Annotated in this window: 20 protein-coding genes; 12 read left to right on the forward strand and 8 right to left on the reverse strand. The window is 70.9% G+C overall.

What is annotated here, in order from left to right; all coding sequences use genetic code 11:
• Nucleotides 1-265: 265 nt before the first annotated feature.
• From ACTWQI_RS14985 to ACTWQI_RS15000, 4 genes are all read right to left on the reverse strand, one after another.
• Complete coding sequence (locus ACTWQI_RS14985; protein ID WP_443270654.1) at nt 266-907, reverse strand: GNAT family N-acetyltransferase; 642 nt, start codon at nt 905-907, stop codon at nt 266-268.
• A 106-nt stretch (nt 908-1,013) separates the two neighbouring features.
• Nucleotides 1,014-2,081, reverse strand: coding sequence for a WD40/YVTN/BNR-like repeat-containing protein (locus tag ACTWQI_RS14990; RefSeq protein ID WP_443270656.1), 1,068 nt, complete (start codon nt 2,079-2,081; stop codon nt 1,014-1,016).
• Between the two features lie 134 nt (nt 2,082-2,215).
• Nucleotides 2,216-2,518: a YciI family protein gene (locus tag ACTWQI_RS14995; RefSeq protein ID WP_443270658.1), complete on the reverse strand. Its 303-nt coding sequence runs from the start codon at nt 2,516-2,518 to the stop codon at nt 2,216-2,218.
• An 18-nt stretch (nt 2,519-2,536) separates the two neighbouring features.
• The gene (locus tag ACTWQI_RS15000; protein WP_443270659.1) at nt 2,537-3,220 is read right to left on the reverse strand and encodes an endonuclease V; all 684 of its coding nucleotides are present in this window, start codon (nt 3,218-3,220) and stop codon (nt 2,537-2,539) included.
• Between the two features lie 129 nt (nt 3,221-3,349).
• On the opposite strand from ACTWQI_RS15000, the gene ACTWQI_RS15005 reads away from it, so the two are divergent.
• Nucleotides 3,350-3,763 (forward strand): SsgA family sporulation/cell division regulator, encoded by a 414-nt coding sequence (locus ACTWQI_RS15005; RefSeq protein WP_443270661.1) that lies wholly within the window; start codon nt 3,350-3,352, stop codon nt 3,761-3,763.
• 312 nt (nt 3,764-4,075) lie between these two features.
• Complete coding sequence (locus ACTWQI_RS15010) at nt 4,076-5,695, forward strand: ABC-F family ATP-binding cassette domain-containing protein (protein WP_443270662.1); 1,620 nt, start codon at nt 4,076-4,078, stop codon at nt 5,693-5,695.
• 33 nt (nt 5,696-5,728) lie between these two features.
• Here the strand turns inward: ACTWQI_RS15010 and ACTWQI_RS15015 are convergent, their stop codons facing one another.
• On the reverse strand, nt 5,729-8,344 hold the full coding sequence (locus ACTWQI_RS15015) for an AMP-binding protein (RefSeq protein ID WP_443270664.1): 2,616 nt from the start codon (nt 8,342-8,344) through the stop codon (nt 5,729-5,731).
• Between the two features lie 311 nt (nt 8,345-8,655).
• Here ACTWQI_RS15015 and ACTWQI_RS15020 point away from each other — a divergent pair, with 311 nt between their 5' ends.
• From ACTWQI_RS15020 to ACTWQI_RS15060, 9 genes are all read left to right on the forward strand, one after another.
• The gene (locus ACTWQI_RS15020) at nt 8,656-9,687 is read left to right on the forward strand and encodes an iron ABC transporter substrate-binding protein (protein WP_443270667.1); all 1,032 of its coding nucleotides are present in this window, start codon (nt 8,656-8,658) and stop codon (nt 9,685-9,687) included.
• Between the two features lie 6 nt (nt 9,688-9,693).
• Complete coding sequence (locus ACTWQI_RS15025) at nt 9,694-11,310, forward strand: ABC transporter permease (protein ID WP_443270669.1); 1,617 nt, start codon at nt 9,694-9,696, stop codon at nt 11,308-11,310.
• Nucleotides 11,307-12,359, forward strand: a complete 1,053-nt coding sequence (locus ACTWQI_RS15030; RefSeq protein ID WP_443270670.1) for an ABC transporter ATP-binding protein — start codon at nt 11,307-11,309, stop codon at nt 12,357-12,359. Before ACTWQI_RS15025 ends, ACTWQI_RS15030 begins: the two co-directional genes overlap by 4 nt.
• A gap of 178 nt (nt 12,360-12,537) precedes the next feature.
• Nucleotides 12,538-13,473 (forward strand): dihydrodipicolinate synthase family protein, encoded by a 936-nt coding sequence (locus ACTWQI_RS15035; protein WP_443270672.1) that lies wholly within the window; start codon nt 12,538-12,540, stop codon nt 13,471-13,473.
• A gap of 118 nt (nt 13,474-13,591) precedes the next feature.
• Complete coding sequence (locus ACTWQI_RS15040; protein ID WP_443270674.1) at nt 13,592-13,984, forward strand: MmcQ/YjbR family DNA-binding protein; 393 nt, start codon at nt 13,592-13,594, stop codon at nt 13,982-13,984.
• A gap of 173 nt (nt 13,985-14,157) precedes the next feature.
• On the forward strand, nt 14,158-15,342 hold the full coding sequence (locus tag ACTWQI_RS15045; RefSeq protein WP_443270675.1) for a CaiB/BaiF CoA transferase family protein: 1,185 nt from the start codon (nt 14,158-14,160) through the stop codon (nt 15,340-15,342).
• Nucleotides 15,339-16,481, forward strand: a complete 1,143-nt coding sequence (locus ACTWQI_RS15050) for an acyl-CoA dehydrogenase family protein (protein ID WP_443270676.1) — start codon at nt 15,339-15,341, stop codon at nt 16,479-16,481. The genes ACTWQI_RS15045 and ACTWQI_RS15050 overlap by 4 nt, the downstream gene beginning before the upstream one ends.
• A 41-nt stretch (nt 16,482-16,522) precedes the next feature.
• Nucleotides 16,523-17,737, forward strand: coding sequence for an acetyl-CoA C-acetyltransferase (locus ACTWQI_RS15055; RefSeq protein WP_443270678.1), 1,215 nt, complete (start codon nt 16,523-16,525; stop codon nt 17,735-17,737).
• A 44-nt stretch (nt 17,738-17,781) separates the two neighbouring features.
• Entirely contained in the window at nt 17,782-20,010 is a 2,229-nt protein-coding gene (locus ACTWQI_RS15060; protein ID WP_443270680.1) for a 3-hydroxyacyl-CoA dehydrogenase NAD-binding domain-containing protein, read from the forward strand.
• A gap of 40 nt (nt 20,011-20,050) precedes the next feature.
• On the opposite strand, the gene ACTWQI_RS15065 is transcribed toward ACTWQI_RS15060, so the two are convergent.
• Nucleotides 20,051-20,839, reverse strand: coding sequence for a MerR family transcriptional regulator (locus tag ACTWQI_RS15065; RefSeq protein WP_443270682.1), 789 nt, complete (start codon nt 20,837-20,839; stop codon nt 20,051-20,053).
• 149 nt (nt 20,840-20,988) lie between these two features.
• The gene (gene sph / locus ACTWQI_RS15070) at nt 20,989-21,993 is read right to left on the reverse strand and encodes a sphingomyelin phosphodiesterase (protein ID WP_443270683.1); all 1,005 of its coding nucleotides are present in this window, start codon (nt 21,991-21,993) and stop codon (nt 20,989-20,991) included.
• Nucleotides 21,994-22,313: 320 nt separating this feature from the next.
• Between sph and ACTWQI_RS15075 the strand changes: the two genes are divergently transcribed.
• Nucleotides 22,314-23,123: an oxygenase MpaB family protein gene (locus tag ACTWQI_RS15075; RefSeq protein ID WP_443270745.1), complete on the forward strand. Its 810-nt coding sequence runs from the start codon at nt 22,314-22,316 to the stop codon at nt 23,121-23,123.
• Nucleotides 23,124-23,208: 85 nt separating this feature from the next.
• On the opposite strand, the gene ACTWQI_RS15080 is transcribed toward ACTWQI_RS15075, so the two are convergent.
• Nucleotides 23,209-24,747 (reverse strand): M1 family metallopeptidase, encoded by a 1,539-nt coding sequence (locus tag ACTWQI_RS15080; RefSeq protein WP_443270684.1) that lies wholly within the window; start codon nt 24,745-24,747, stop codon nt 23,209-23,211.
• Nucleotides 24,748-24,929: the final 182 nt, after the last annotated feature.

A 24,929-nucleotide genomic window follows, 5' to 3' on the forward strand; every position in this document is an offset into this window, starting at 1 on the left:
CGGGGCAAATGCTCTAGTGCCCACCCCGGTGGGGGCGCCGCCCGTACGTGCCGCCGGGCAGTCGTCACCACCGTCCCGGCCCGCCGCGTATCGACTCCGCCGGGACGCGTTGCCGGCGTGCATGGAACCTGATGCCTCGTCAATCAGGTGCAGCGCTATGGATTCCCTGACCACTGGCCGGCGCGGCGTACCGCTCGCCCCGGAGGGGCGGAACACCCCGGGAGCCGTCGTGGTGTCGGGGACGGCAGATCAACCGTCGGCGATATCACAATCCGAACAACTTCCGGCACGGCTCCAGACCGTGCACTTCAGCCCGGACGCCGCGATGTGCCACCCATGCCTCACGGTCCAGGCGGAGACGTTGGAGGGTACGGCGCTCCCCGCGGACCGATGCCGCCTGGAGACCGTCGGGGCGGTAGCCGAGCCGTCGCGACACTCCCAGGGAGCCCGCGTTGTCCACCATCGCGGAGGACGTCACAGAACGCGCGCCCAACCCTTCGAACGCCAGCTGCAGCACCGCCGCCCGCATCTCCGTACCGATGCCCTGCCCCTGGTGGGCCATCCCCAGCCAGGAGCCGGTCTCCGCCTCCCGGGTGACCGCGAAGTCGGTCGCCGTCAGATCCTGCCGCCCGACCACCTCCCCCGCGCACAGCACCACCAGGCTGAGCGTCCACTTCTCCGGGCGCCAGTCCGCGACAGTGCCCAGGAGGTGTTGGAACGTCCCGCGCCCCCGCGCCTGGGGGTCGGCGTCGGTCCAGGGCACGGTGAACGGCATCACCGCCGGGTCGTGGACGCCGTCCGCGGCGACCGCCGCCAGCTCGTCGAGCAACTCCAGGTCCGGCACCCGCAGCTCGAGACGCGGCGTGGTGATCCGGAGCCCGTACAGGGGCCAGAATCGGGTCTCCATGACCAGAGCCTGCCGATCCGCGGCCCCGCCGTCGAAGCATTTACGCGACGGCGGCCCTCCCCCATAGCCTTCGGCATGGGAGGTACCCCCAGGTCGGGCCGCCACATCAGTGCCGGCTCAGGCGGGCGATGCGGCCCTTCTCACCCGAGGCCCAGCAGGACCGGTCGGAGGTGCAGTCCACCGTGTCGAAGGAGCCCTTGTCGAACGTGCGCCAGGTACGGCCCGCATCGGTGGAGACGTCACTGCCCGTCGGGCCCACCGCGATGGCTGCGGAGCGGTGGTGGGGAAGCCAGGTGACGCCCGACCGGTACGCCGTCGGAGGGCGCCGCGACTGCGTCCACGTACGGCCGCCGTCGCGGCTCGTCGCGGCGGCCCTCGGCGACTCCTGGTCCGGCCGGTAGTCCCCGCCGACCGCAATGCCGTGCCGGGAGTCCCGGAAGGCCAGCGCGAAGACGCCGCGTGCGGGGTCGCCCGCCGGGATCGTCGCTTCCGCCGCCGTCCACGTAAGGCCCCGGTCGGACGAGTGAAGGACCCGGGCGGTCGCGCCGCCTCCGGTGGCCAGCCACACGTGGCGGGGACCCGAGCTGACGAGGCATTGGCCGCTCGCCGCGAAGCCCGCCTCACCCGTTTGTGCGGACGGCATGCCTTCCGTGGGCAGCACCTTCCATATCTGGCCGCCGTCGGAGGTCGACAGGATGCGGTACTTCCCGTCGACGGGGTCGCTCATCGCCAGCCCGTGCCGCCGGTCGAAGAAGGTGATGCAGTCGTAGAAGGCCCGGGGGTCGGTGTTCCGGAAGCTCTCCGTCCACGTCGCGCCGCCGTCCTCGGTGCGGAAGACCCGGGACGCTTCGCCCTCGCCGATCGCCAGCACCACCGCTCGGCGCGTGTCGAACGCCTCGATGTCGCGGAACTGCAGCTCGGCGGCGCCGGGTGGGGAGACGTTGCGCCAGCTGCGGCCACCGTCCACCGTGCGGAGCACCGTGCCCTTCGAGCCCGCTGCCCAGGCCGTCGTGTGGCTGACGGCGGCGAGGCCGCGGAACCGTGCGTCGCTTCCGGTCGGGGTGAGTTGCCAGCCGATGCCGTCTGCCTGCGCCGGGGCGGTGGAACCCGCGGCGAGTGTCGCCGCGGAGAGTCCGATGAGTACCGTGCGCCTCAGTGACCTCGTGAGTCTCATGGCGCCGGAACGTAGCCGAGCCCTGACGGCCCGTCCAGGCCGCCGTCGGCCGACCTGTCGAGAAGTCCGGGATGCCGTCCTCACGTCACGTGCAAGCGACGCCGCGCAGGCGCGGCAGGCTGGTGTCGGTCGTCTCAGACGCGCCCCGACGACTGGCGGTACTCCTCCAGCCCCCGCGCGGTCCGGCTCACGGTGAACTCCGTGACCCGGTAGGCGCAGACCTCCTCCTGCACGAACGGGTCGCTGGCCACGACCGCCTCGATACGGTCGCGATCGTCACCCACCGCGAGGATCACTCCGCCGTCGAGCGGCTTCTTGCGTCCGGAGACGACGAACACCCCGGCCTCGAACTGCTCGTCCACCCATTCCATATGGGCTTCCCGGAGGGCGTCGATCTCGTCGAGGGGCGCGGTGTAGGTCAGCTCAAGCACGAACATGATCCTGAGCCTAGATGCTCAGCCCGCGAGGGCTTCGGCCAGGGCACGGCGGCACAGCCGGTCGGCGAGCCGCGTGGTCTCCGGCAGCCGGTGGCGCGGAGTCAGCCGGAGCGTGTGAGCACAGGCGTTCTCGAGGCTGATCGCATGACCGACGGAGACGAAGACCGGCTTCACACCCTCGCGGGTGCGCAGCGCCCTGCCGACCACCTCGCCGTCGTCGACCAGCGGGGCCCAGGCGCCGCGCGCCGCGTCCGGCTGCTCGTAGCTGAAGGAGAACGGGGTCTTCGCGACGCCGAAGGACGGCAGGCCGGTGAGCACCCCGAGGTGGCTGGCGAGCCCGAGACGGCGCGGGTGTGCGATGCCGTAGCCGTCGCACACCACCAGGTCGACGGGTGCGCCGAGGCGGTCCAGGGCGTCGAGGACGGGTGGCAGTTCGCGGAAGGCCAGCAGCCCGGGCACGTAGGGGAAGGCCGCGGTGCCCACGGCGGTCGCCTGCTCGACGACGGCGAGCGTCCGCGGATCGAGGACGACGGCCGCGGCCGCCAGCCGGTCCGTGGACTCGTCGTACCCCACATCCACGCCGGCGATGCGACGGACCTCGATCGGGCCCCCACTCGCCAGATCGACGCGGACGCGCAGCCGCTCCTGCTCCGCGATCGCCTGGGCCTCGGTCCTCGGCCAGTACCCGACTGTCCCTGCCATACGGCTGTCCTATCAGGTCCGCGCCATAGTGACCGAAGTCACGTTGCCTTCGCATGCACGGATCCGGTCGTTTCCTCGTCTTTCCAGGTAGAGCCATGCGGAGCGAGCTAAGCGAGCTAGGAGTCAGTGGTGTCCCCTGTCATCGACCAGACCGTCCGGGCCGGCCTCCTCAGGTCGGGCGGCCGGGTCCAGGAGATTCCCGCGGTCCTCCGCTACCGGCGCACGGACCCGCTCGCCGTCCGCGTCTGCTTCCCTCCCCGTGCCTCGCTGGGCGGCACGGACGTGGCGTGGGTCTTCGGGCGGGACCTGCTGGCCTCCGGGCTTCACCAGCCGGCCGGGGAAGGCGACGTGCGGGTGCGGCCGTCCGGCGGCGCCATGACCGTACTCGAGTTCCACACCTCGCTCGGCACGGCCATGGTGCGGATGACGACCGCCGACCTGTACGGCTTTCTGCAGCGGTCGTACGGGGTGGTCCCGCCCGGGAGCGAGCACCTCCACCTGGACCTGGACCGTGACCTGGCCGATCTGCTGCGCGAGGCCTGAGACCTGAGACCTGAGGCCTGAGGCCTGAGGTCTGAGGCCGGAGACCTGAGGCCTGGAAATCGCGTTGCCGTCGCTGGACGGGCCGCCTACGGTTGTTTCCCTGGCCCTGTTGTCGTCGAACGGAGAAGGACGTTGCTCGTCTGAGGTCCTGGGACACCGTGCTCCGCAGCGATGCTGCGTGAGCTGTGTGCGACCTCGGCACTGAGCCGTCTCTCCCCAGACCGGGGCGTCTCTGCGCCCTTCCGGCCGTCGCCGCAATCCCGGTGTCCGAAGTGTGTTGCCACATCCCTTCGAGCAACCGGGAGGCCGCGCATGGCTCATTCCGCCACATCGTCCGTCACGTGCTCCGCACACTCCTTCGCCTGGCCCGACGGGACCGCCGTTCTGGATGGCTTCGACCTCGCCGTCGGACCGGGGCGAACCGGGTTGATCGGCCTCAACGGCTCGGGGAAATCGACTCTGCTGCGACTCCTCGCGGGCGAACTCACCCCGGTCGCGGGCAGTGTCCGGGTCGCCGGGGAGATCGGGTACCTACCGCAGGACCTCGTTCTCGACACGGCCCTGCGGGTCGACGCGGCGCTCGGCATCGCCGAGGCCCGCGCCGCGCTGCACGCCATCGAAAGCGGCGACGCGAGCGAGGAGCACTTCACGGCCGTCGGGGACGACTGGGACGTCGAGGAGCGAGCTCGTGCGGTGCTCGACCAACTGGGGCTGCGGCACATCGGCCTCGACCGCACGATCGGCGAGATCTCCGGCGGCGAGTCGGTGCTGCTGCGGCTGGCGGCCCTGCTGCTGCGGCGGCCGGATGTCCTGCTGCTCGACGAGCCGACCAACAACCTGGACCTGGATGCCCGGCGGCGGCTGTACGAGGCGGTCGCGTCCTGGTCCGGCGTGATGGTGGTGGTCAGCCACGACCGCGAACTGCTGGAGCTGGTCGACCAGGTCGCCGACCTGCGGGATGGTGAGATCCGCTGGTACGGCGGAGGCTTCTCGGCGTACGAGGAGGCACTCGCCGTCGAGCAGGAGGCCGCGGAGCGGATGGTCCGCGTCGCCGAGGCCGACGTGAAGCGGCAGCAGCGGGAACTGGCCGAGGCGCAGGTCAGACTGGCTCGGCGGCGACGCTACGGGCAGAAGATGTACGACACCAAGCGCGAGCCCAGGGCCGTGATGAAGGAGCGCAAGCGCCAGGCCCAGGTGTCGGCGGGCAAGTACCGCACCATGCACGCCGAGAAGCTGGAGGAGGCGAAGGAGCGGCTCGACGAGGCCGTGGAGGCGGTACGGGACGACGACGAGATCCGTGTCGACCTGCCGCACACCGCGGTCCCGACGGGGCGGGTCGTCCTCACCCTGCGGGATCTCGAGCTGCGTTACGGGGCCCGGGTGCCCGCCTTCGAGGTGCGCGGACCGGAGCGGATCGCCCTGCTCGGGCGGAACGGCGCCGGGAAGTCCACACTGCTGCGGACCATCGCAGGAGAGCTGGAACCAGCTGGTGGGGAGGCTGTGGCAGACGTACCGGTGCGCTTTCTTCCGCAGCGGTTGGACGTTCTCGACGACGCGTTGAGTGTCGCCGAGAACGTGGCGCGGTACGCTCCGGCGGCGACGAACAACCGGATCAGGGCGCGGCTGGCCCGCTTCCTCTTCCGCGGCGCCCGAGCGGACCGGGCGGCGGGCACACTGTCCGGCGGCGAGCGCTTCCGCGCGGCGCTGGCGGCCTTGATGCTCGCCGAGCCCGCCCCGCAGTTGATGATGCTCGACGAGCCGACGAACAACCTCGACATGGCCTCGGTCAGGCAACTGACCTCGGCTCTGACCTCGTACGAAGGCGCGCTGATCGTGGCCGGTCACGACATCCCGTTCCTGCGCGGGATCGGGATCACACGGTGGGTGCGGCTGGACGGGGAGTTGGCGGAGGTGGAGTCACCCGGACGGTGACGAACGGGGTCAACGGGACAGCAACAGGAGATGTCAGCTGACGGCAACAGGGCCCGTCGGCCTTCGCTCCCGGCGGCGAAGGAGGGAGGGCAGCCTTCGCATCAGGAGCCTCGCCACGGCGGCGTACGCGGCGCCGAAGAGCAGCGAGACGACGAGCGCGAGCAACGGCGAGTGGTCCTTCAGATACGGGAAGACCTGCCAGTGGGTCAGGTAGATGTACAGCGAGCTGCCCGCCAGCACGCCTGCCACGCGATTGAGCGGTCCCAGACTCGGTATGCCGGGCAGCCAGATCAGTAGGGCCAGTCCCACCATGACGACAACCCCGCGCTCTGTCTGGGGGAAGAGGCCCGGCACAGTCACCAGGACCGCCGCGGTCAGCACCAGCCGCTGCCACACCGTGTTCGCTTTCGCCGCAGCCCAGCCCAGTGCGAACAGCCAGAAGACGACGGCCGCCGAGAGGTGCTGGACGCGCGCCTCGAGACCTGGGAGGTCGTAGCGCGTGACCAGCCCAAGTGCCATCAGGGACATGGGAAAGCCGAAGGGGAATCGTCGTTCCATCCGGTCCAGTGCCGGGACGGTCAAGCAGGTGACCACGGCGACCAGGAAGTAGATGAGCGCCTCGACGAACCAGTAGTGATACTCCTGCCTGCCCTCGTGCGGCCCGAGGACGGTGTTGAGCAGGACGGCGTTCTCGAGGTCGTACCCGTCGGCGAAGAGCACCGCCACGGTGATCCAGGCCATGCTCGGCACGGCGATGCGCGCGATGGCGTTCCAGGCGTGCCGGATGCGTTCCCGGCGCTCGGCGGAGGTGAGGTGGAAGCGGGCGAAGTTGAATCCCGCGACCCCGAGCAGCACATGTGCTCCGCCTTGGAGGAAGAAGACGGGTATGTGGGTGCCGACGATGAGGACGATCGCGACGGCGCGCAGGGCGACGCCGGTTTCCAGGGAGCGACGGCGGGTGGCGGCTCGGCGCTCGAGCGGCTTCAGGTCGCGGATCGGCAGGGTGTGCCACTGGGCGGGCAACCGGCCGAGGGCCTCCTCGAGCCGCAGCGACATCTCGACGTAGGACAGGGAGTCGCCCCCCAGGCTGACGAAGCTGCTGTCCTCGGTGACGTCGGTTCGGTCGAGGATCTCGGCGTAGAGCCGGCGCAGATCCGCAGGACCGGCGGGCGGCCCGGGCGGCACAGACCCCGGCGGCGCGGCGGGCGTGGCTGCCGTCTCCCCATCCGTCCACCCGGGCGTGCCGCGGCCGGGTCTTCGGGTCCGTTCCCGTACGGCGTGGTAGTCCGGCTTGCCGGTGGCGAGCCGGGGCAGTTCGGCGAGGACGCAGACGCGGACCGCCCGTAGCGGCAGACCGCACTCGCCCGCCACGAGTCGCCGGATGTCCTTCGCCTCCGCCCCTTCGGTGACCGCCACGACCAGTTCCTCGTCGTCCCCGACGCAGCATGAGGCGATGCCGTGCCGGTCGAGCAATGCCTCGATTTGCTGCGGGTCGATCCGCAGACCGAGGATCTTCGCGAATCGGCTGCGTCGCCCCACCAGTTCGTACAGCCCGTCGGGCGTGCGCCGGGCGATGTCCCCGGTGTAGAGCTCGTCGACGGTCCGGCCCAGGGCGAGGTCCGCCGGGCTGTCGGCATAGCCGAGCATGACGTTCGGCCCGGTGTACACCAGCTCGCCCGTGTCCGGGGCGGTCCGGTCGGGCAGCGGGTGGAGCCTGAAGGACCCGCCGGGCACCGGGACGCCGATGGCCTGCGGGTGAGTAGCCGCCAGTTCCGGCGGCAGGTAGGCCATACGTGCCGTCGCTTCGGTCTGGCCGTACATCACGAACAGGTCCCAGCCCGCTCGTCGGCCCAGAGCGGCGTAGTGGGCTACGCGGTCGGGCGCCAGCCGGCCTCCCGCCTGGGTGACGTACCGCAGATGCGGCAGCTGCATGGCGGCGAACCCGACCCGGTCGAGCAGGTCGAAGGTGTACGGAACTCCGGCCAGTGTCGAGCCGCGGCTGTGACGGAACAGGTCCCAGAAGCAGGTGTCGGCCACCGAGAGGTCGGTGAGGATCAGTCCCGCGCCGCGGAGCAGATGGCTGTTGATGACGGAGAGGCCGTAGCAGTAGTGCATGGGCAGGGTCGTGGGGGCGCGGTCGCTGTCGCGGATGCCCAGGTACGTGGCGATGGACTCGGCGTTCGCCTGTACGTTCTGCTGCGACAGGCGGACGAGCTTGGGCGATCCCGTCGAGCCGGAGGTGCTCAGCAGCAGCGCGAGGTCCGGGTGGAGCGGGTGCGCGGAATGCTTGCGCCGCTCGTCGAGCACCCACTCGTCGGCGACTTGGCGGAGCACGACGTCGGGGTCGTAGGCGGCGGTCAGCGACCGCACGCTGTCCGCGTTGTCGCCCGGGACCAGCAAGACGGGGTGGCCCGCGGCCAGTGCCGCCAGATAGCCGACGAGGGCGTCGACCGTATGGGCACCGGCGAGCAGCACCAGCCGCCGCTCCGGGCCGAGGCGCCGGGCAGTGGCCGCCACCCGCTCGGCGAGCGCACGGTAGCTGATCTCGCCGTCCGGGGCGATGACCGCCACCCGGTCGCCGTGGGTAGCCAGACTGCGGGCGAACGGCACCGCTGCGGCGATGGGGAGCACGTCGGAATCGAGCGTCACGAGCGCATCGTAGGTAAGGCTAGCCTTAATCGGAAGTCACGATCGGGTGTCGGCCCTCGCCGCTGACCAGCAGTGATGATCGAACTGCCATGACTCCGGAGCGAGATCGGCTCCCATCGCCGAGAGAACCGCTCCCGAGCCGTTATGCGCACACCCTTGACCATTAGGTTAGCTTTACCTTATTCATGAGGGCGTTCAGAGGTTCCTCCGCGGCACCGCTTCGCCGCTCGTTTCCTGACGACGCTGGAGGCACCCCTTGGAGACCCAGGGGGAGCGCGCGGCAGAGGCGAGCCATGCAGGAAGGCATCACCATGCGACGCCCCTCGGCCCGCCGTCTCACCGCGCTCGCCGCGGCAGCCGTGCTCCTCCCCGCCACCGCGGCCTGCGGCGCCGACGACACCAGCGGCAAGGACGGCGAGTCCGCCCTCGTCATCTACTCCGGCCGTCACGAACCCCTGGTCAAGCCGCTGTTGAAGCAGCTGGAGAAAGCCGTCGGCACCGACGTCGAGGTTCGGTACGGCGACAGCGCCGAACTCGCGGCGCAGATCCTGGAGGAGGGTGACAGGACCAAGGCCGCGCTGTTCTTCTCCCAGGACGCCGGAGCCCTCGGCGCCCTGTCCAAGGAACGGCGTCTGGAGAAGCTGCCTCAGGCGACCCTCGACAAGGTCGCTCCGGCGTACCGGGCGAGCAACGGCGACTGGATCGGGCTCTCCGGCCGCTCCCGGGTCATCGCCTACCACCCCGAGAAGACCTCCAAGGCCCCGGACAGCGTCCATGACCTGACCAAGTCCGAGTGGAAGAACAAGATCGGATACGCGCCCACCAACGCTTCCTTCCAGGCCTTCGTCACGGGCATGCGGGTCTTGGAGGGTGACGACGCGACCCGCACCTGGCTCAAGGACCTCAAGGCCAACGGCGCGAAGACCTACAACAACAACCTCGCCGTGCTGGAGGCGGTCGACTCCGGTGAGGTCTCGCTAGGCCTGATCAATCACTACTACTGGTACGAGAAGGTCGCGGAGAAGGGCGCCGACAAGGTCACCGCCAAGCTCCACTTCCTGCCGGGCGGCGACCCCGGCGCGCTGATCAACGTCGCCGGAGCGGGTGTGCTCAAGGGCAGCGGCCAGAGCGGGACGGCGCGCAAGGCCGTCGATTTCCTGCTCTCCCAGCAGGCGCAGAGCTACTTCGCCGACAAGACCAAGGAGTACCCGCTGGCCGCCGGCGTCAGCCCCGCGGAGGGCCTGCCGGCGCTGGACTCCCTTGAAGCCCCCGACATCGACCTCGGCAAGCTGGACTCCCTTCAGGAGACCCTGGCCATGCTGCGGGACGTCGGGATGGTCTGAGCCGGTATGCGTTCGCCGGAAACCGCGGCCCGGACGCCTCCCACCACCCGCCCGGCCCGGGGGCACCACCCAGCGGTAGCTGGGGGAGCCTTTGCGCCGGCCGGGCGGCTGCGCGCCGGGCACCGGCCCCCCTGGGTGCTGCTCCTTCCCGCGGGCGTGGCCGCGATCTTCGCGCTCCTGCCGCTCGGCTACCTCGCCGTGCGCTCCCTGGAACGCGGCCCCGGCTATGCCTGGGACGTCGTCGCCGACGAGCGCACTGTCGTCCTGCTCGCCCGCAGCCTGGGGCTCACCGTCGTCGTCGTGACGGCCTGCCTGGTGCTGGGCGTCTCCCTCGCTTGGCTGACGGTGCGCACCGACCTGCCCGGCGCCCGCGCCTGGTCGGTGCTGGTGACCCTGCCGCTGGCCGTGCCCAGCTATGTCGCGGCGTTCGCCTGGCTGTCCGCCGCGCCCGAACTCGCGGGATTCACCGGGGCCTCGCTGGCGCTGACCCTGGTGAGCTTCCCGTACGTCTATCTGCCGGTCACCGCGGTACTCCGTGGCATGGACCCCGCGCAGGAGGAGGTGTCCCGCTCGCTCGGTTTCGGGCCGGTGCGGACGTTCGCGCGCGTCACCCTTCCTCAGCTGCGCCCGGCGGCCGCCGGCGGAGGGCTGCTGGTGGCGCTGTATGTGCTCTCCGACTTCGGTGCCGTGTCCTTGATGCGCTACGACACCTTCACCCGGGCCATCCACACCTCCTACCGGGCCAGCTTCGACCGCACCCCAGCCGCCGCGCTCAGCGTGGTCCTGGTGGTGATGACCGTGGCCCTGGTCACCGCCGAAGTCCGTACCCGCGGCCGGGCCGGGCACGCCAGGACCGGCACCGGCACCGCCCGCCCCTCCGCCCGCGCTCACCTGGGGAGGCTGCGCACGCCCGCGCTGAGCTGGTGCGGTGCGATCACCGCCGCCGCCGTCGCCTTTCCCCTGGGCACCCTCGGGTACTGGCTGGCCGTCGGCAATTCCGCGACCTGGGACCCCGGCACACTCCTCGACACCGCGGGCACGACCTTCGGCGTCGCCGCCGCCGGCGCCGTCCTCACCACCGCGCTCGCCCTCCCCGTCGGCGTGATCGCCGCGCGCTACCGGGGGCACGCCGCCCGCCTCCTGGAACAGGCCGCTTTCGCGGGGCACGCGCTTCCCGGCATCACCGTCGCCCTCTCCCTGGTCTTCTTCTCGGTCCGCTACGCCTACCCGCTGTACCAGCAACTCCCCCTGCTGGTCTGCGCCTACGCGGTGCTCTTCCTGCCGGTCGCGGTGGCCGCCACGCGCGCCGCCGTCCTCCAGGCCCCGCCCGTACTGGAAGACGTCGCCCGCTCCCTCGGCCGCTCGCCACTGCGGGTGCTGCGTGAGGTCACCGTGCCGCTCGCCGCTCCCGGTGTGCTGGCCGGGGCCGCCCTGACCTTTGTGGTCTGCATGAAGGAACTGCCCGCGACGCTGTTGCTGCGCCCCACCGGCATGGACACGCTCGCCACTCGGCTGTGGACCGAGACCGGCGCCGGATCGTTCGCCGCCGCGGCCCCCTACGCCGCCGCGCTGATCCTGCTCGCCGCCGTTCCCTCCTATCTCCTGGGGAGGCATCGCACATGACCGACCTGCGGATCGCCGCGCTGTCCAAGTCGTACGGCCCGGACTCCACCGTCCTCGACGGGCTCGACCTGACCGTGCCCGGCGGCGCTCTGGCCGCCGTACTCGGCCCCTCCGGCTGCGGCAAGACCACGCTGCTCCGGATCATCGCCGGCTTCCTGCGCGCCGACGCGGGCACCGTCACGATCGGCGGCCGCACCCTCAGCGCCCCCGGAGTGCACCTGCCGCCGGAACGCCGCCGGATCGGCATCGTCCCCCAGGAGGGCGCGCTCTTCCCGCACTTGAGCGTGGCCGGCAATGTCGCGTTCGGCCTGCGAGGCACCGACAGCAGCGGACGCCGCAGACGTACGGAGGAGATGCTGGACCTGGTCGGCCTCGCCGGATACGGCGACCGGATGCCCCACGAACTGTCCGGCGGACAGCAGCAGCGCATCGCCCTCGCCCGGGCGCTGGCGCCGGAACCCGCGCTGGTGCTGCTCGACGAGCCGTTCAACGCCCTGGACAGCGCCCTGCGTTCCGGAGTCCGTACCGACGTCCGCGCGGCGCTGCGCACCACCGGCGCCACCGCCGTCCTGGTCACCCACGACCAGCAGGAAGCCCTCTCCACGGCCGACCTCGTCGCGGTCGTACGCAACGGGAGGATCGCCCAGTGCGGCACACCGCAGGAGGTCTACCGGCACCCCACCGACCCCTGGGTGGCCGGCTTCGTCGGTGACGCGGTCCTGCTTCCGGGTACGGCCGAGAACGGGACGGCGACCACCGCCCTAGGCCCGGTTCCGCTCGCCGCTCCCGCCGAGAGCGGCGCCCCCGCAGGTCCGCGCGACGGCACGGTGCTGCTGCGGCCCGAGCAGTTGCAGCTCGGCGAAGCCACACCTTCGGGAGCTCGCGGCACCGTGACCGAGGTGTGCTACTACGGGCACGACGCCATGGTCACCGTCGAGGTCGGCGGGCTCGACGAACCCGTGTTCATCCGCGTCGCCGGACCCGTCGCCGTACGTCCCGGTCAGCAGACCGGCATCCGCGTCACCGGCGCGGCGACCCTGCACCCCTGAGGCCGAGTCGGCCCGCGGCCCTCGGCCGGCCGTGGCCCATGGCCTCGCGGAGGCGCGCCTCGGGCGAACCTTGACGATGCATGGGACCTGAGGCACTGTCACATCCAGGACATAGGACGTCCGATGTCCGAGTTATTAGCAGTTCTACCCCAATGGCCGCAGGAACGCTGGAGCCGCAATGCCCCTTCCCACCCCCCTCACCGGCGTCGTGCCGCCGCTCTGCACGCCGCTCACCCCCCGCGGCGACATCGATGAACGCTCCCTGCGCGCCCTCGCGGAGCGCCTCATCGAAGCCGGCGTGGCCGGCCTGTTCGTGCTCGGTTCCAGTGGCGAGGCGGCCTATCTGAGCGACGCCCAACGCCGTACCGCACTGGGTACGGTCGTCGAGACGGCGGCCGGCCGGCTGCCGGTGCTCACCGGGGCCATCGACATGACGACCGCCCGCGTCCTCGACCATGCCCGGGCCGCGGTCGAGCTCGGTGCGGACGCGCTCGTCGCCACCGCCCCCTTCTACACCCGCACCCACCCCGTGGAGATCGCCGACCACTTCCGCCGGATCCGCGATGGCGCCGACCTGCCGCTCTTCGCCTACGACATCCCCGTGGCGGTGCACACCAAGCTGCCGGCCGCCATCGTTCTCGCCCTCGCGGCGGACGGCACCCTCGCGGGCCTGAAGGACAGCAGCGGCGACGACGGCGCGCTGCGACGGCTGCTCGTCGAGCTGCGCCGCCGCGGCCTGGACAGCACCTTCACCGTGCTCACCGGCTCCGAGCTGGCCGTCGACGGAGCGCTGCTCGCAGGCGCCCACGGGGTCGTACCGGGTCTGGGAAACGTGGACCCCGCCGGATACGTTCGGCTGTACGGGCATGCGCGCGCGGGCCGCTGGACCGAAGCGGCCGCCGAACAGGACCGGCTCGCCGCGCTGTTCGCCATCACCGACGTGGGTGACGAGACCGCCATGGGCCGCAGTTCCTCGGCGCTCGGTGCCTTCAAGGCCGCGCTCCACCTGCTGGGCGTCATCGACTGCCCCGCGACCGCTGCTCCACAGGTGCCGCTGGGTGACGCCGCGACCAAAGCGGTCTGCCGACTCCTGGAAGAAGGAGGGCTTCTGTGATGACCGCGAATCGCCGTCAGGGCGATTCGTCGTGTACGGCCCATGACGACCACCTCGTGCCCGGGTCCCTGTCGGTGGTCGGGGCTACCGTGGAGCGGGCGAGACAGGAGAGGAAGCGATGGTCGCGGCGAAGGACCCTCTACGAGGACCTCTGAAGGTACGGGAGAAGGTACGGCGGTTCGCTCTCGGGCTGCCCGGCGCGGTCGAGGAGTTCCCCTGGGGCGAGAGCGTCATCAAGGTCAACAAGAAGGTCTTCGTCTTCCTGGGGGTCGACGACGGCAGCTATCCGCCAGGCATCACCGTCAAGCTCAAGGACCAGGAGGTCCACGAGCACGCGATGTCCGTTCCGGGTGCGGAGCCGGCGGGTTACGGCCTGGGCAAGTCCGGCTGGGTGAGCGTGCCGCTCGCCGAGCCTGGAGCGCCCGAGGTCGAGATCCTGTGCGACTGGGTGGAGGAGAGCTACCGGGTGATCGCCCCCAAGCGGCTGATCGACGAACTCGACGCGGACTGACACCACCCCGCCCGCCTCCGGCGTGGGCGAGGCGCCGCTCCCAACCTCCTTCGTTGCGGCCGCCCCCATGGCGGCCGCAACGCCTTTCGTACGCTCCGGGGGGTTGTGCAAAGTGGAACACGTTCTTAACATCACTGATGTTACATCAACGGTGTCAAAGAGCTGGGGGCTTGATGGCAGCCGCAGGGAACGGCCCGCTGGCCGGGCTACGGGTCGTGGAACTGGCCGGAATCGGGCCCGGCCCGTTCGCCGCCATGCTCCTCGCCGATCTCGGCGCCGACGTCGTCCGGGTCGACCGCCCCGGCGGCTCCGGGCTGAACATCGACCCGGCCTACGACGTCACCAACCGCAACAAGCGCTCGGTGCTCCTCGACCTCAAGGCTCCGGACGGACCGGAGGCCGTCCTCGACCTCGTCGCACGCGCCGATGTGCTCATCGAGGGATATCGTCCGGGTGTCGCCGAGCGGCTCGGCGTGGGTCCTGACGCCTGCCTCGCCCGCAATCCCCGGCTCGTCTACGGGCGGATGACCGGCTGGGGACAGCAAGGACCGCTCGCCGACCGCGCCGGGCACGACATCGCGTACATCGCCATCACCGGCGCCCTCGGCATGATCGGACCCGCCCAGGGCCCACCCTCGGTCCCCGCGAACCTCCTGGGCGACTACGCGGGTGGCTCCCTCTATCTCGTCATCGGGGTCCTCGCCGCGCTCCACCACGCCCGTACGACAGGTGAGGGCCAGGTCGTCGACGCGGCGATCGTGGACGGCGCCGCGCACCTCACCGCCATGATCCACGGCATGATGGCCGCCGGAGGATGGCAGGACCGGCGCGGTGCCAACCTGCTGGACGGCGGCTGCCCGTTCTACGGCACGTACGAGACGGCGGACGGCGGCCATATGGCGGTCGGACCCCTGGAGCAGCAGTTCTACGAGGAATTCGTCCGCCTCCTCGGGATCGCCGACGAGGCCCCCGCGCGCAAGGACGTGGACCGCTGGGGCGAGCTGCGCACCGCCGTCGCGGACCGCTTCAGGACCCGTACGCGGGACGAGTGGACCGCGGTCTTCCAGGACTCCGACGCCTGCGTGGCGCCCGTCCTGTCGCTGCGCGAAGCCCCCGCCCACCCGCACCTCGCCGCCCGCCACACCTTCGTCGACCATGCGGGCATCACCCAGCCCGCGCCGGCACCGCGCTTCTCTCGCACGCCCGCGGCTGTGACCAGGTCGCCGGCGCGACCCGGGGCCGGCGCCGCCGAGGTCGCCGCGGACTGGGACGTCCCCCGCCTTGCCGAGGCGTCCGGGGAGACGGCCCCGAGGGGGGACCGTAAGGACGACCCGATGGCCGGTCAGGAGGACCGATGAAGCGCCGGATCTTCACCGCCGAGCACGACGCCTTCCGTGGAACCGTCCGCACCTTCCTCGCCAAGGAGGTGCTGCCGCACTACGAGGAGTGGGAGAAGGACGGGATCGTCAGCCGGGACGCGTGGCTCGCCGCCGGACGCCAGGGGCTGCTGGGCCTCGCCGTCCCCGAGGAGTACGGGGGCGGTGGGAACGACGACTTCCGCTACGCCGCCGTGCTCCACGAGGAGTTCACCCGGGCAGCTGCCCCAGGACTCGCCATCGGCCTCCACAACGACATCATCGGCCCGTATCTGACCTCGCTCGGCACCGACGAGCAGAAGCGCCGCTGGCTGCCCGGATTCTGCACCGGCGAGATCGTCACCGCCATCGCGATGACCGAGCCCGGCGCGGGCTCCGACCTCCAGGGAATCCGTACGACCGCCGTCGACCGGGGCGATCACTGGATGCTGAACGGCTCCAAGACCTTCATCTCCAACGGCATCCTCGCCGACCTGGTGATCGTCGTCGCGAAGACGACCGAGGAGGGTGGTGCGCACGGACTCAGTCTGCTGGTCGTGGAGCGCGGCATGGACGGTTTCGAGCGCGGCCGCAACCTCGACAAGATCGGCCAGAAGGCGCAGGACACCGCCGAGTTGTTCTTCCACGACGTCCAGGTGCCGAAGGCGAACCTGCTCGGCGAGCTGAACGGCGCGTTCCTGCATCTCATGACCCAGCTCGCCCAGGAGCGGTTGGCCATCGCGGTGGCGGGCATCGCCGCGGCCGAGCACCTGCTGGAGATCACCACGGAGTACGTGAAGGAGCGTGAGGCCTTCGGGCGGTCGCTGTCCAGGCTGCAGCACGTCCGGTTCGAGATCGCCGAAATGGCCACCGAGTGCGCCGTCACCCGCGCCTTCCTCGACCGCTGCATCGAGGACCATGGGCGCGGGGAACTCGATGCCGTGCACGCCTCGATGGCCAAATGGTGGGCGACCGAGCTCCAGAAGCGCGTCGCCGACCGCTGTCTCCAACTCCACGGCGGCTACGGCTATATGACCGAGTACCGCGTCGCCAAGGCCTTCACCGACGGCCGTATCCAGACGATCTACGGCGGCACCACCGAGATCATGAAAGAGATCATCGGCCGCTCCCTGCTCGGCTGACCGCGGACGACATCCCTCATCTCCCCGAAAGGCTGCTGACCTTGAGCACCGAAGCGTACGTCTACGACGCGATCCGCACACCGCGCGGCCGCGGCAAGTCCCATGGCGCACTGCACGGCACCAAGCCGATCGATCTGGTCGTCGGGCTCATCCACGAGATCCGGCGCCGCTTCCCCGGACTCGACCCCGCCGCGATCGACGACGTCGTGCTCGGCGTCGTCAGCCCCGTCGGCGACCAGGGCTCGGACATCGCCCGGATCGCGGCCGTGGCGGCCGGGCTGCCCGACACGGTCGCCGGCGTACAGGAGAACCGCTTCTGCGCCTCCGGCCTCGAGGCCGTCAACCTCGCGGCGGCCAAGGTCCGTTCCGGCTGGGAGGACCTGGTCCTCGCGGGTGGCGTCGAGTCGATGTCGCGGGTTCCCATGGGGTCCGACGGCGGCGCCTGGGCCATGGACCCGATGACCAGCTTCGACACCGGTTTCGCTCCGCAGGGCATCGGCGCCGATCTCATCGCCACGATCGAAGGCTTCACTCGCCACGACGTGGACAACTACGCCGCCCAGTCGCAGGAGCGCGCCGCCGAGGCCTGGAAGGACGGCCGCTTCGAGCGGTCCGTGGTGCCCGTCCGCGACCGCAACGGACTGGTGGTCCTGGACCATGACGAGCACCTGCGGCCCGGCACCACCGTCGAATCCCTCGCCGGCCTCAAGCCCTCGTTCGCGGCGATCGGCGAGGCGGGCGGCTTCGACGCCGTAGCCCTGCAGAAGTACCACTGGGTCGAGACGATCGACCACGTCCACCACGCGGGGAACTCCTCCGGCATCGTCGACGGAGCGGCCCTCGTGGCGATCGGGAGCCGCGAGGTCGGCGAGCGCTACGGGCTCACCCCTCGCGCCCGCATTGTCTCCGCCGCCGTCTCCGGCTCGGAGCCGACCATCATGCTGACCGGCCCCGCGCCGGCCTCCCGCAAGGCCCTGGCCAAGGCCGGCCTGACGATCGACGACATCGACCTCGTCGAGATCAACGAGGCCTTCGCCGCGGTCGTCCTGCGCTTCGTCCGCGACATGGGCCTCAGCCTCGACAAGGTCAACGTCAACGGCGGGGCCATCGCCTTGGGCCATCCGCTCGGCGCGACCGGGGCGATGATCCTCGGCACGCTCGTCGACGAGCTGGAGCGCCGTGATCAGCGCTACGGCCTGGCCACGCTGTGCGTCGGCGGCGGCATGGGCGTCGCGACGGTCGTCGAACGGCTCTGAGTCCGCAGCCCGGCCCCCGACAACACCCCGATGGAGACCCCCGAATGACCGATCGCACCACCATCCGCTGGGAGCGGAGCGACGACGGCGTCGTCACCCTCGTCCTCGACGACCCCGGCCAGTCCGCCAACACCATGAACCGGGCCTTCACCACGTCCCTCACCGCGGTCGCCGACCGCCTGGAGGCCGAGCGGGACACCGTACGCGGTGTCATCATCACCTCCGCCAAGAAGACCTTCTTCGCGGGCGGCGATCTCAAGGAGATGAGCCTGGTCGGGCCCGAGCACGCCCAGCAGGTCTTCGACACCGGCATGGGCATCAAGCGCGACCTGCGCCGCATCGAGACCCTCGGCAAGCCGGTCGTCGCAGCCCTGGGGGGCGCCGCGCTGGGCGGCGGTTACGAGATCGCGCTCGCCTGCCACCACCGCGTGGCCCTCGACGCGCCCGGCTCCAAGATCGGCCTGCCCGAGGTCACGCTCGGCCTGCTGCCGGGCGGCGGTGGCGTGGTGCGTACGGTACGGCTGCTCGGCATCGCCGATGCGCTGCTGAAGGTTCTGCTGCAGGGCACGCAGTACACCCCGCGCAGAGCCCTGGAGGCCGGGCTGATCCACGAGGTCGCCGCGACACCGGAGGAGATGCTGGCGAAGGCCCGCGCCTTCATCGAAGCCCACCCCGAGTCTCAGCAGCCCTGGGACGTCAAGGGCTACCAGATCCCCGGCGGGACCCCGGCCAGCCGGACGTTCGCCGCCAACCTCCCCGCCTTCCCGGCCAATCTGAAGAAGCAGACGGCCGGCGCACCCTACCCCGGCCCGCGGAACATCCTCGCCGCCGCCGTCGAGGGATCCCAGGTCGACTTCGAGACCGCTCAGGTCATCGAGGCCCGCTACTTCACCGAGCTGGTCACCGGCCGGATCGCCAAGAACATGATCCAGGCCTTCTTCTTCGACCTCCAGGCCGTCAACTCCGGAGCCAGCCGGCCGTCAGGCGTCGAGCCCCGCACGGTCCGCAAGGTCGCCGTCCTCGGCGCGGGCATGATGGGCGCGGGCATCGCCTACTCCTGTGCCAAGGCCGGGATCGAGGTGGTCCTGAAGGATGTGTCCATCGAGGCGGCCGAGAAGGGCAAGGCGTACTCGGAGGGCCTGCTGGCCAAGGCCTTGGCCAAGGGCCGTACGACCGAGGCGAAGCGAGACGAGCTGCTGGCCCGTATCACCCCGACCGCGGACGTGCAGGACCTCGCGGGCTGCGACGCCGTCATCGAGGCGGTCTTCGAGGACCCGGCGCTCAAGCACAAGGTGTTCCAGGAGATCGAGGGCGTGGTGGCGCCCGATGCGCTGCTGTGCTCCAACACCTCCACCCTGCCCATCACGCTCCTCGCCGAGGGCGTCGAGCGGAGCCAAGACTTCATCGGCCTGCACTTCTTCTCGCCGGTCGACAAGATGCCGCTGGTGGAGATCATCAGCGGGGAGAAGAGCAGCGACGCAGCCCTGGCGCGCGCCTTCGACCTGGTCCGGCAGATCAAGAAGACGCCGATCGTGGTGAACGACTCGCGCGGCTTCTTCACCTCGCGCGTGATCGGCCAGTTCCTCAACGAGGGCGTGGCGATGGTGGGGGAGGGGGTCGACCCGGCCTCGGTCGAACAGGCCGCGGCCCAGGCGGGCTACCCGGCCAAGGTACTGTCCCTGATGGACGAGCTGACCCTCACCCTGCCGCGCAAGATCCGCGAGGAGTCGAAGCGGGCCGTCGAGGACGCGGGCGGGACCTGGCAGGCGCACCCGGCCGAGGCGGTCATCGACCGGATGGTCGACGAGTTCGGCCGCCCGGGCCGCAGCGGCGGAGCGGGCTTCTACGACTACGACGAGGACGGCGGACGGGCGGGCCTGTGGCCGGGCCTGCGCGAGCACTTCGTGGGGTACGGGGGTCGTCCCCCGCGAGATGGCAGCAGCGGGCCGGACACCTCGGTCCCCTTCGAGGACCTGAAGGAGCGGATGCTCTTCGCCGAGGCCCTCGACACCGTCCGGTGCCTGGAGGAGAAGGTCCTCACCTCGGTCGCGGACGCCAACATCGGCTCGATTCTCGGCATCGGCTTCCCCGGCTGGACCGGCGGCGTCCTTCAGTACATCAACGGTTACGAGGGCGGACTGCCCGGCTTCGTGGCCCGCGCCCGCGAACTACAGGCGGCGTACGGCGACCGCTTCGCGCCGCCCGCGCTGCTGCTGGACAAGGCGGAGAGAGGTGAGCTGTTCACCGACGCCCGACCGGAGGGTGACGCCTGACCGGATGCCGTGGACGCCAGGGGCGACGGGCGGGCGGGTCTCACGACGGACCGGGCCGCCCGTCCGCGTCGGCGGCGCGGGTCGCGGCCTCGCCCAGCCAGGTCCGCAGCTCCTCCTTCATCGACCGCTGGAAGGCGGTCACCAGCGCCTGAACCACGAGCGGTTGCATGTGCGCGGACAGCGACTTCGTCCGTGCCACCCGCTCCGGGCCGGACTCGTCCTCGCGCGACGGCTCCCACACCTCCTCCCGGAAGAGGCGGCTCAGCTCACGAGCGGCCGACCGCGTGTGCTCCACCATGACCGTGCGCGCCGCGCGGATCCCCTCCAGCGAGATCGGGACGTCCAGCAGCCGCGCACCCAGGGCGAGCAGGCCGGGGTCGACCTGGAGGACGTCGGGGTCGTCGGTGCGTACGAGGACGCCCATCGCCGCGAGCCGGTCCAGGTCCTCCTCCGACACCGCCCGGCCGACGCGCCGCTCCAGCTCTGCGCGGGTGGCCTCCTCCGCCGTGTCAGGGACCCAGGAGGCCACGACGGCACGGTGGATCGCCAGGTCGTGCGGGCTCAGGTCGGCCGGCAGCCGCTCGAGGTAGCGCTCGATGGCGGCCAGGGTCATGCCCTGGTGCTGCAGCTCTTCGATCAGCGCCAGGCGAGAGAGGTGTTCCTGGCCGTACCGGCCGACCCGGCGCGGGCCTATCGCCGGCGGCGGCAGCAGACCGCGGGTGCTGTAGAAGCGGACCGTACGGACGGTGACACCGGCACGCGCCGCCAGTTCGTCGACCGTGAGGGACGTGTCGGCGGGGGCGGCGTCCGGCGTCGTCTGCTGGCTCATCGGCTGCGCCTCTCTCTCCGGCATCCGGCCGATGCAACAGTAATGCTGTCTCACTGCCGATGTGAAACCTCCCCGTCGTACCACCCGCCGCGGGGGCCGGGGGCCACGAGCGTGGCCCTCAGCCCCCGGTGCCGGTCCCGGTGCCGGTGTCAGACGTCGCCGCCGACGACCGGGTAGTGATCGGAAAGATTGGTGTAGGTCTTCTTTTTGCCCCAGCTGGTGACACCCCAGGGGTCGCTCGTCTCCTTGATGACGTTGTTCCGCCAGTCCGCTGGGCGGGCGTGGCCCCGGCGGTGCAGGACGTAGTCGAGGTCCTCGCGGGGGTCGTCGGGGTAGCGCTCGGCCGCGATCGAGTTCTCCTGGGTGTCGAAGGAGTACGGGTGGCCCGTACGCGCCTCGGCGGCGTCGAGACCCAGGTCCGTGAGCATCGAGGCGTACTCAGGGGTGCGCGAGTCGACGTTGAGGTCGCCCGCGACGACGACCTGCTCGCCCGCCGGGATGGCCTTCGCGTCGAGGAACGCGTCCATCTCGCGGAACTGCTTCGCACGGATCGCCGCCGCTTCGCCCGGGTCGCAGCCGGGGTCCGTCGACTGCGCATGCGTGCCGACGACGTGCACCTTCGCTCCGTCGACGTTGAGAATCACGTAGACGAAGCCCTTGTTGGACCACCAGTCGGCACCACAGGCGTCCTTGTAGACGAACTGTTCCTTGCGCACGATGGGCCACTTGCTGAGCACCGTCACGCCGCCGTCCTCCGGCGTGGTGGCCGAGTACGCGCCGCCCGTGGCGTCCCAGCCGCTCTTGCTGCGCCCCATCACCGGTGTCTGGTGCGGGTACTGGGCGGACGCCTGGCTCATCAGGGCATCCGAGGAGGAGTTGTCGAACAACTCCTGGAGCACCACGACGTCGTTGCCGCGGAAGAAGTCCGACGCGGGTATCGCCTTGGCCCGGTGATCCTGGCCCCAGTTCGGATAGATCGCCTTGTTGAACAGGAAGGCGTTGTAGCTGAGCACCTTCATCTGCGGTGTTGCCGTGGTCTTGGTGGCCTCGGTCGCGTCGGCGGACAGCGCGGAGACGGCCAGTAACGTGCCCACCGCGAGCACGGTGGCGATCGCGGCCCGCTGCGTCCGGCGGAGGGGGGTGGAGTGCGACACTGCATCTCCCGTCGGGAAGTGGTCAGTTGGCCGGTGATGACCGGCGCCGGACATCCAAGCAGCTGGAGATTCCTTCAGGTAACAGGTCGGCGTGCAAAAGATTGACGGGGATCACCGGTGATCGGCGGAACACGCCGTGACGCCCACGCAGGCCCGGCGGACCGTGGACACCGTGGACAGCGCGCCGCCCCGATGGGCCGGCACGGCACCGCCGGGCGGCCCGATCATGGGCGAGGGATGATGGTGGTGTGACCCCCGCGCACGAGGCGGCCCGGGCGCGCTGCGGCACCGCCGATCCCGTACCACCTCCCGTCGGCGGGATGCTCTGGAGCCTCGCCGGGGAGGTCCGGGCCGTGCTGGCGATGCCCGCCGCGCTGACGATGCAGGTCGCGCACCCCGCGGTGGGCGCCGGCGTGGACGATCACTCCGTCTTTCGGACCGACCCGTGGGGGCGCGCCCGGCGCTCCCTCGCGTCCGGGCAGCTGTGGGTGTACGGCGGTGCGGCGGCGGCCGAGGAAGGCCGCAGGCTGCGCAGGCTGCACGAACCGATCCAGGGCGTCGACGCCCACGGCCGTCCTTACCACGCGCTCACTCCCGCCTACTACGCGTGGGTGCACGCCACCGGCTTCCCCGTCTACCGGCACACGCAGCGCGTGCTGGGCCGCCGACCGTTCACACCGGCCGAGGAGCTGCAGCTGTACGCCGAGTGGCTGCAGGTCGGACGGGTGCTGGGAATCAGCGACGCCGACATGCCGCAGACGCTCGAGGAGTTCTGGCCGTACTACCGGACCGTGCTCGAGCACGAGCTGGAGGCGACGGTGGTGGTGCGGGAGCTGGTCGCCATCGACGTCTACGTGCCGCCGCCGGACGGGCGCCTTAGGCCTCTGCGCCTGCTGCTGCACGCCGCCTGGCCGCTGCTGCTGCCACCGCTCCTGCGGGTGCGCCGCTTCCTCACCATCGGGCTGATGCCGCCCGACGCGCGCGAGGCCATCGGGCTGGAGTGGACCGACCGGCAGGAACGCCGGCTGCGGCGCTTCGGACGGGTCGTACGCGTCGTGGTGCCGCTGCTCCCGGAGCGACTGCGCTATCTGCCGTACGCTCGGGAGGCTCGCCGCGGGGCGAGGCGCTGACCTCGTAGCGCGCCTGCGGCGCGGGGCTCTCCCACCCACCCGCCCTTTCAAAGGGCGGGTGGGTGGGAGAGCGCCGATCAGGCGGTCAGTGGTCGTGCCCCGTGCTGCCGGCGGCGGCACGGGAACCGTGGTCGTGCACGGTGTTCGTCGCGGCGATCTTCTTCCAGGACTTGGGCTTCGCCGGGGCCTTCTTCCCACTGATCTCCGCGCGGGTCGCGGCGGGGGCGGCCGGCTTGGAGTCCGCGTAGAGCCAGGTCTTGAAGAGGTCGGTGAGCTGCTTGCCGGACACCTTCTCCGCGTACTGGACGAAGTCCCCGACCGATCCGTTGCCGTACGCGTTCTCCTTGGGCCAGCCCTTGAGGATGGCGAAGAAGTCCTCGTCGCCGATCTCGTTGCGCAGCACCTGGAGGGCGAGCGCCCCCCGGTCGTAGACCGCCAGGTGGAACTGGTTGGCCGGACCCGGGTCGCCCGGCCGGACCTTCCAGAAGGGGTCGTCGGCCGGGCGGGAGGCGTAGACGTAGTCGGCCAGTTCCTGGGCCGTGCCCTCGCCCTCCTTCTCCGACCACAGCCACTGCGCGTAGCGGGCGAAGCCCTCGTTGACCCAGATGTCCTTCCAGCCCTTGACCGAGACGCTGTCCCCGTACCACTGGTGGGCCAGTTCGTGGACGACGACGGAGACGTTGGCTCCGGAGCCGAACTGCCGGGGGCTGTAGAAGGGCCGGGTCTGGGTCTCCAGCGCATACCCGGTCGGCACGTTCGGCACGTAACCGCCGAGTGCGTTGAAGGGGTAGGGGCCGAAGATCTCGGTCAGCCACTCGGTGACCTCGGCGCTCCGCTCGAGGCTCGCCCGGGCGGCACTCGCGTTGTCGCCCAGGTCCTTGCTGTAGGCGTTGAGCACGGGCAGACCGTCGGCGGTCTTGTCGGTGGTGATGTCGAACTTGCCTACGGCGAGGGTCGCGAGATACGTGGCCTGCGGCTTGTTGGAGCGCCAGCTGAACCGGGTCCGGCCGAGACGGGAGCTCTGTGAGGTCAGGACGCCGTTGCTGATCGCCTGAGTGCCGTCCGGCACCGACACCGAGACGTCGTACGTGGCCTTGTCGAGGGGATGGTCGTTGCTCGGGAACCACCACCAGGCGGCCTCGGGCTCATTCGCCGCCACGCCGCCGTCCGGGGTCCGTAGCCAGGAGGTGAAGCCGTCGACCTCCACCTTGGACGGGATGCCGGAGTAGCGCACGACGACGCTGATCGGGGCGCCCTTCGCCAGGGGCGCCGCCGGGGTGATCTCCAGCTCGTGGGCGCCGGACCGGGCGAACGCCGCCTTCCTGCCGTTCACCCGGACCTCGCTCACATCGAGCGCGAAGTCGAGATTGAAGCGCGACAGCTGCTCGGTGGTGGTGGCGATCAGGGTCGCGGTGCCGTCGATGCGGTCGCTCTCCGGCTGGTACTTCAGGCGCAGGTCGTAGTGCGAGACGTCGTATCCGCCGTTGCCGTAGTCCGGGTAGTAGGGATCGCCGAGGCCCGGCGCTCCGGGCGCGCCCCCCTCAGGGGCCGTCGCCGCGGATGCCGGGATCGCCAGCAGCAGGCAGGCGGCGAGTGCGCTCGGGGCGAGGAGTCTGCGGTGCACGAGTCAGTCCTCCAACTGGTCGGGGAGAAGGATGCGTTCGAGACCCTATTCGGACACGTGTCCACCGTCAGGCATACGGGCTTCTTGTGTCATGAGATCGCCATGCGACGGACATGACCGGTCTGTTGGCACCTCGTACCCGGCCCCGGGTATGCGGCAGGACGGTGCCCAGCATGCCGAGT

The organism is Streptomyces sp. KR80 (assembly GCF_052245555.1).
Classification (GTDB): Bacteria; Actinomycetota; Actinomycetes; order Streptomycetales; family Streptomycetaceae; genus Streptomyces.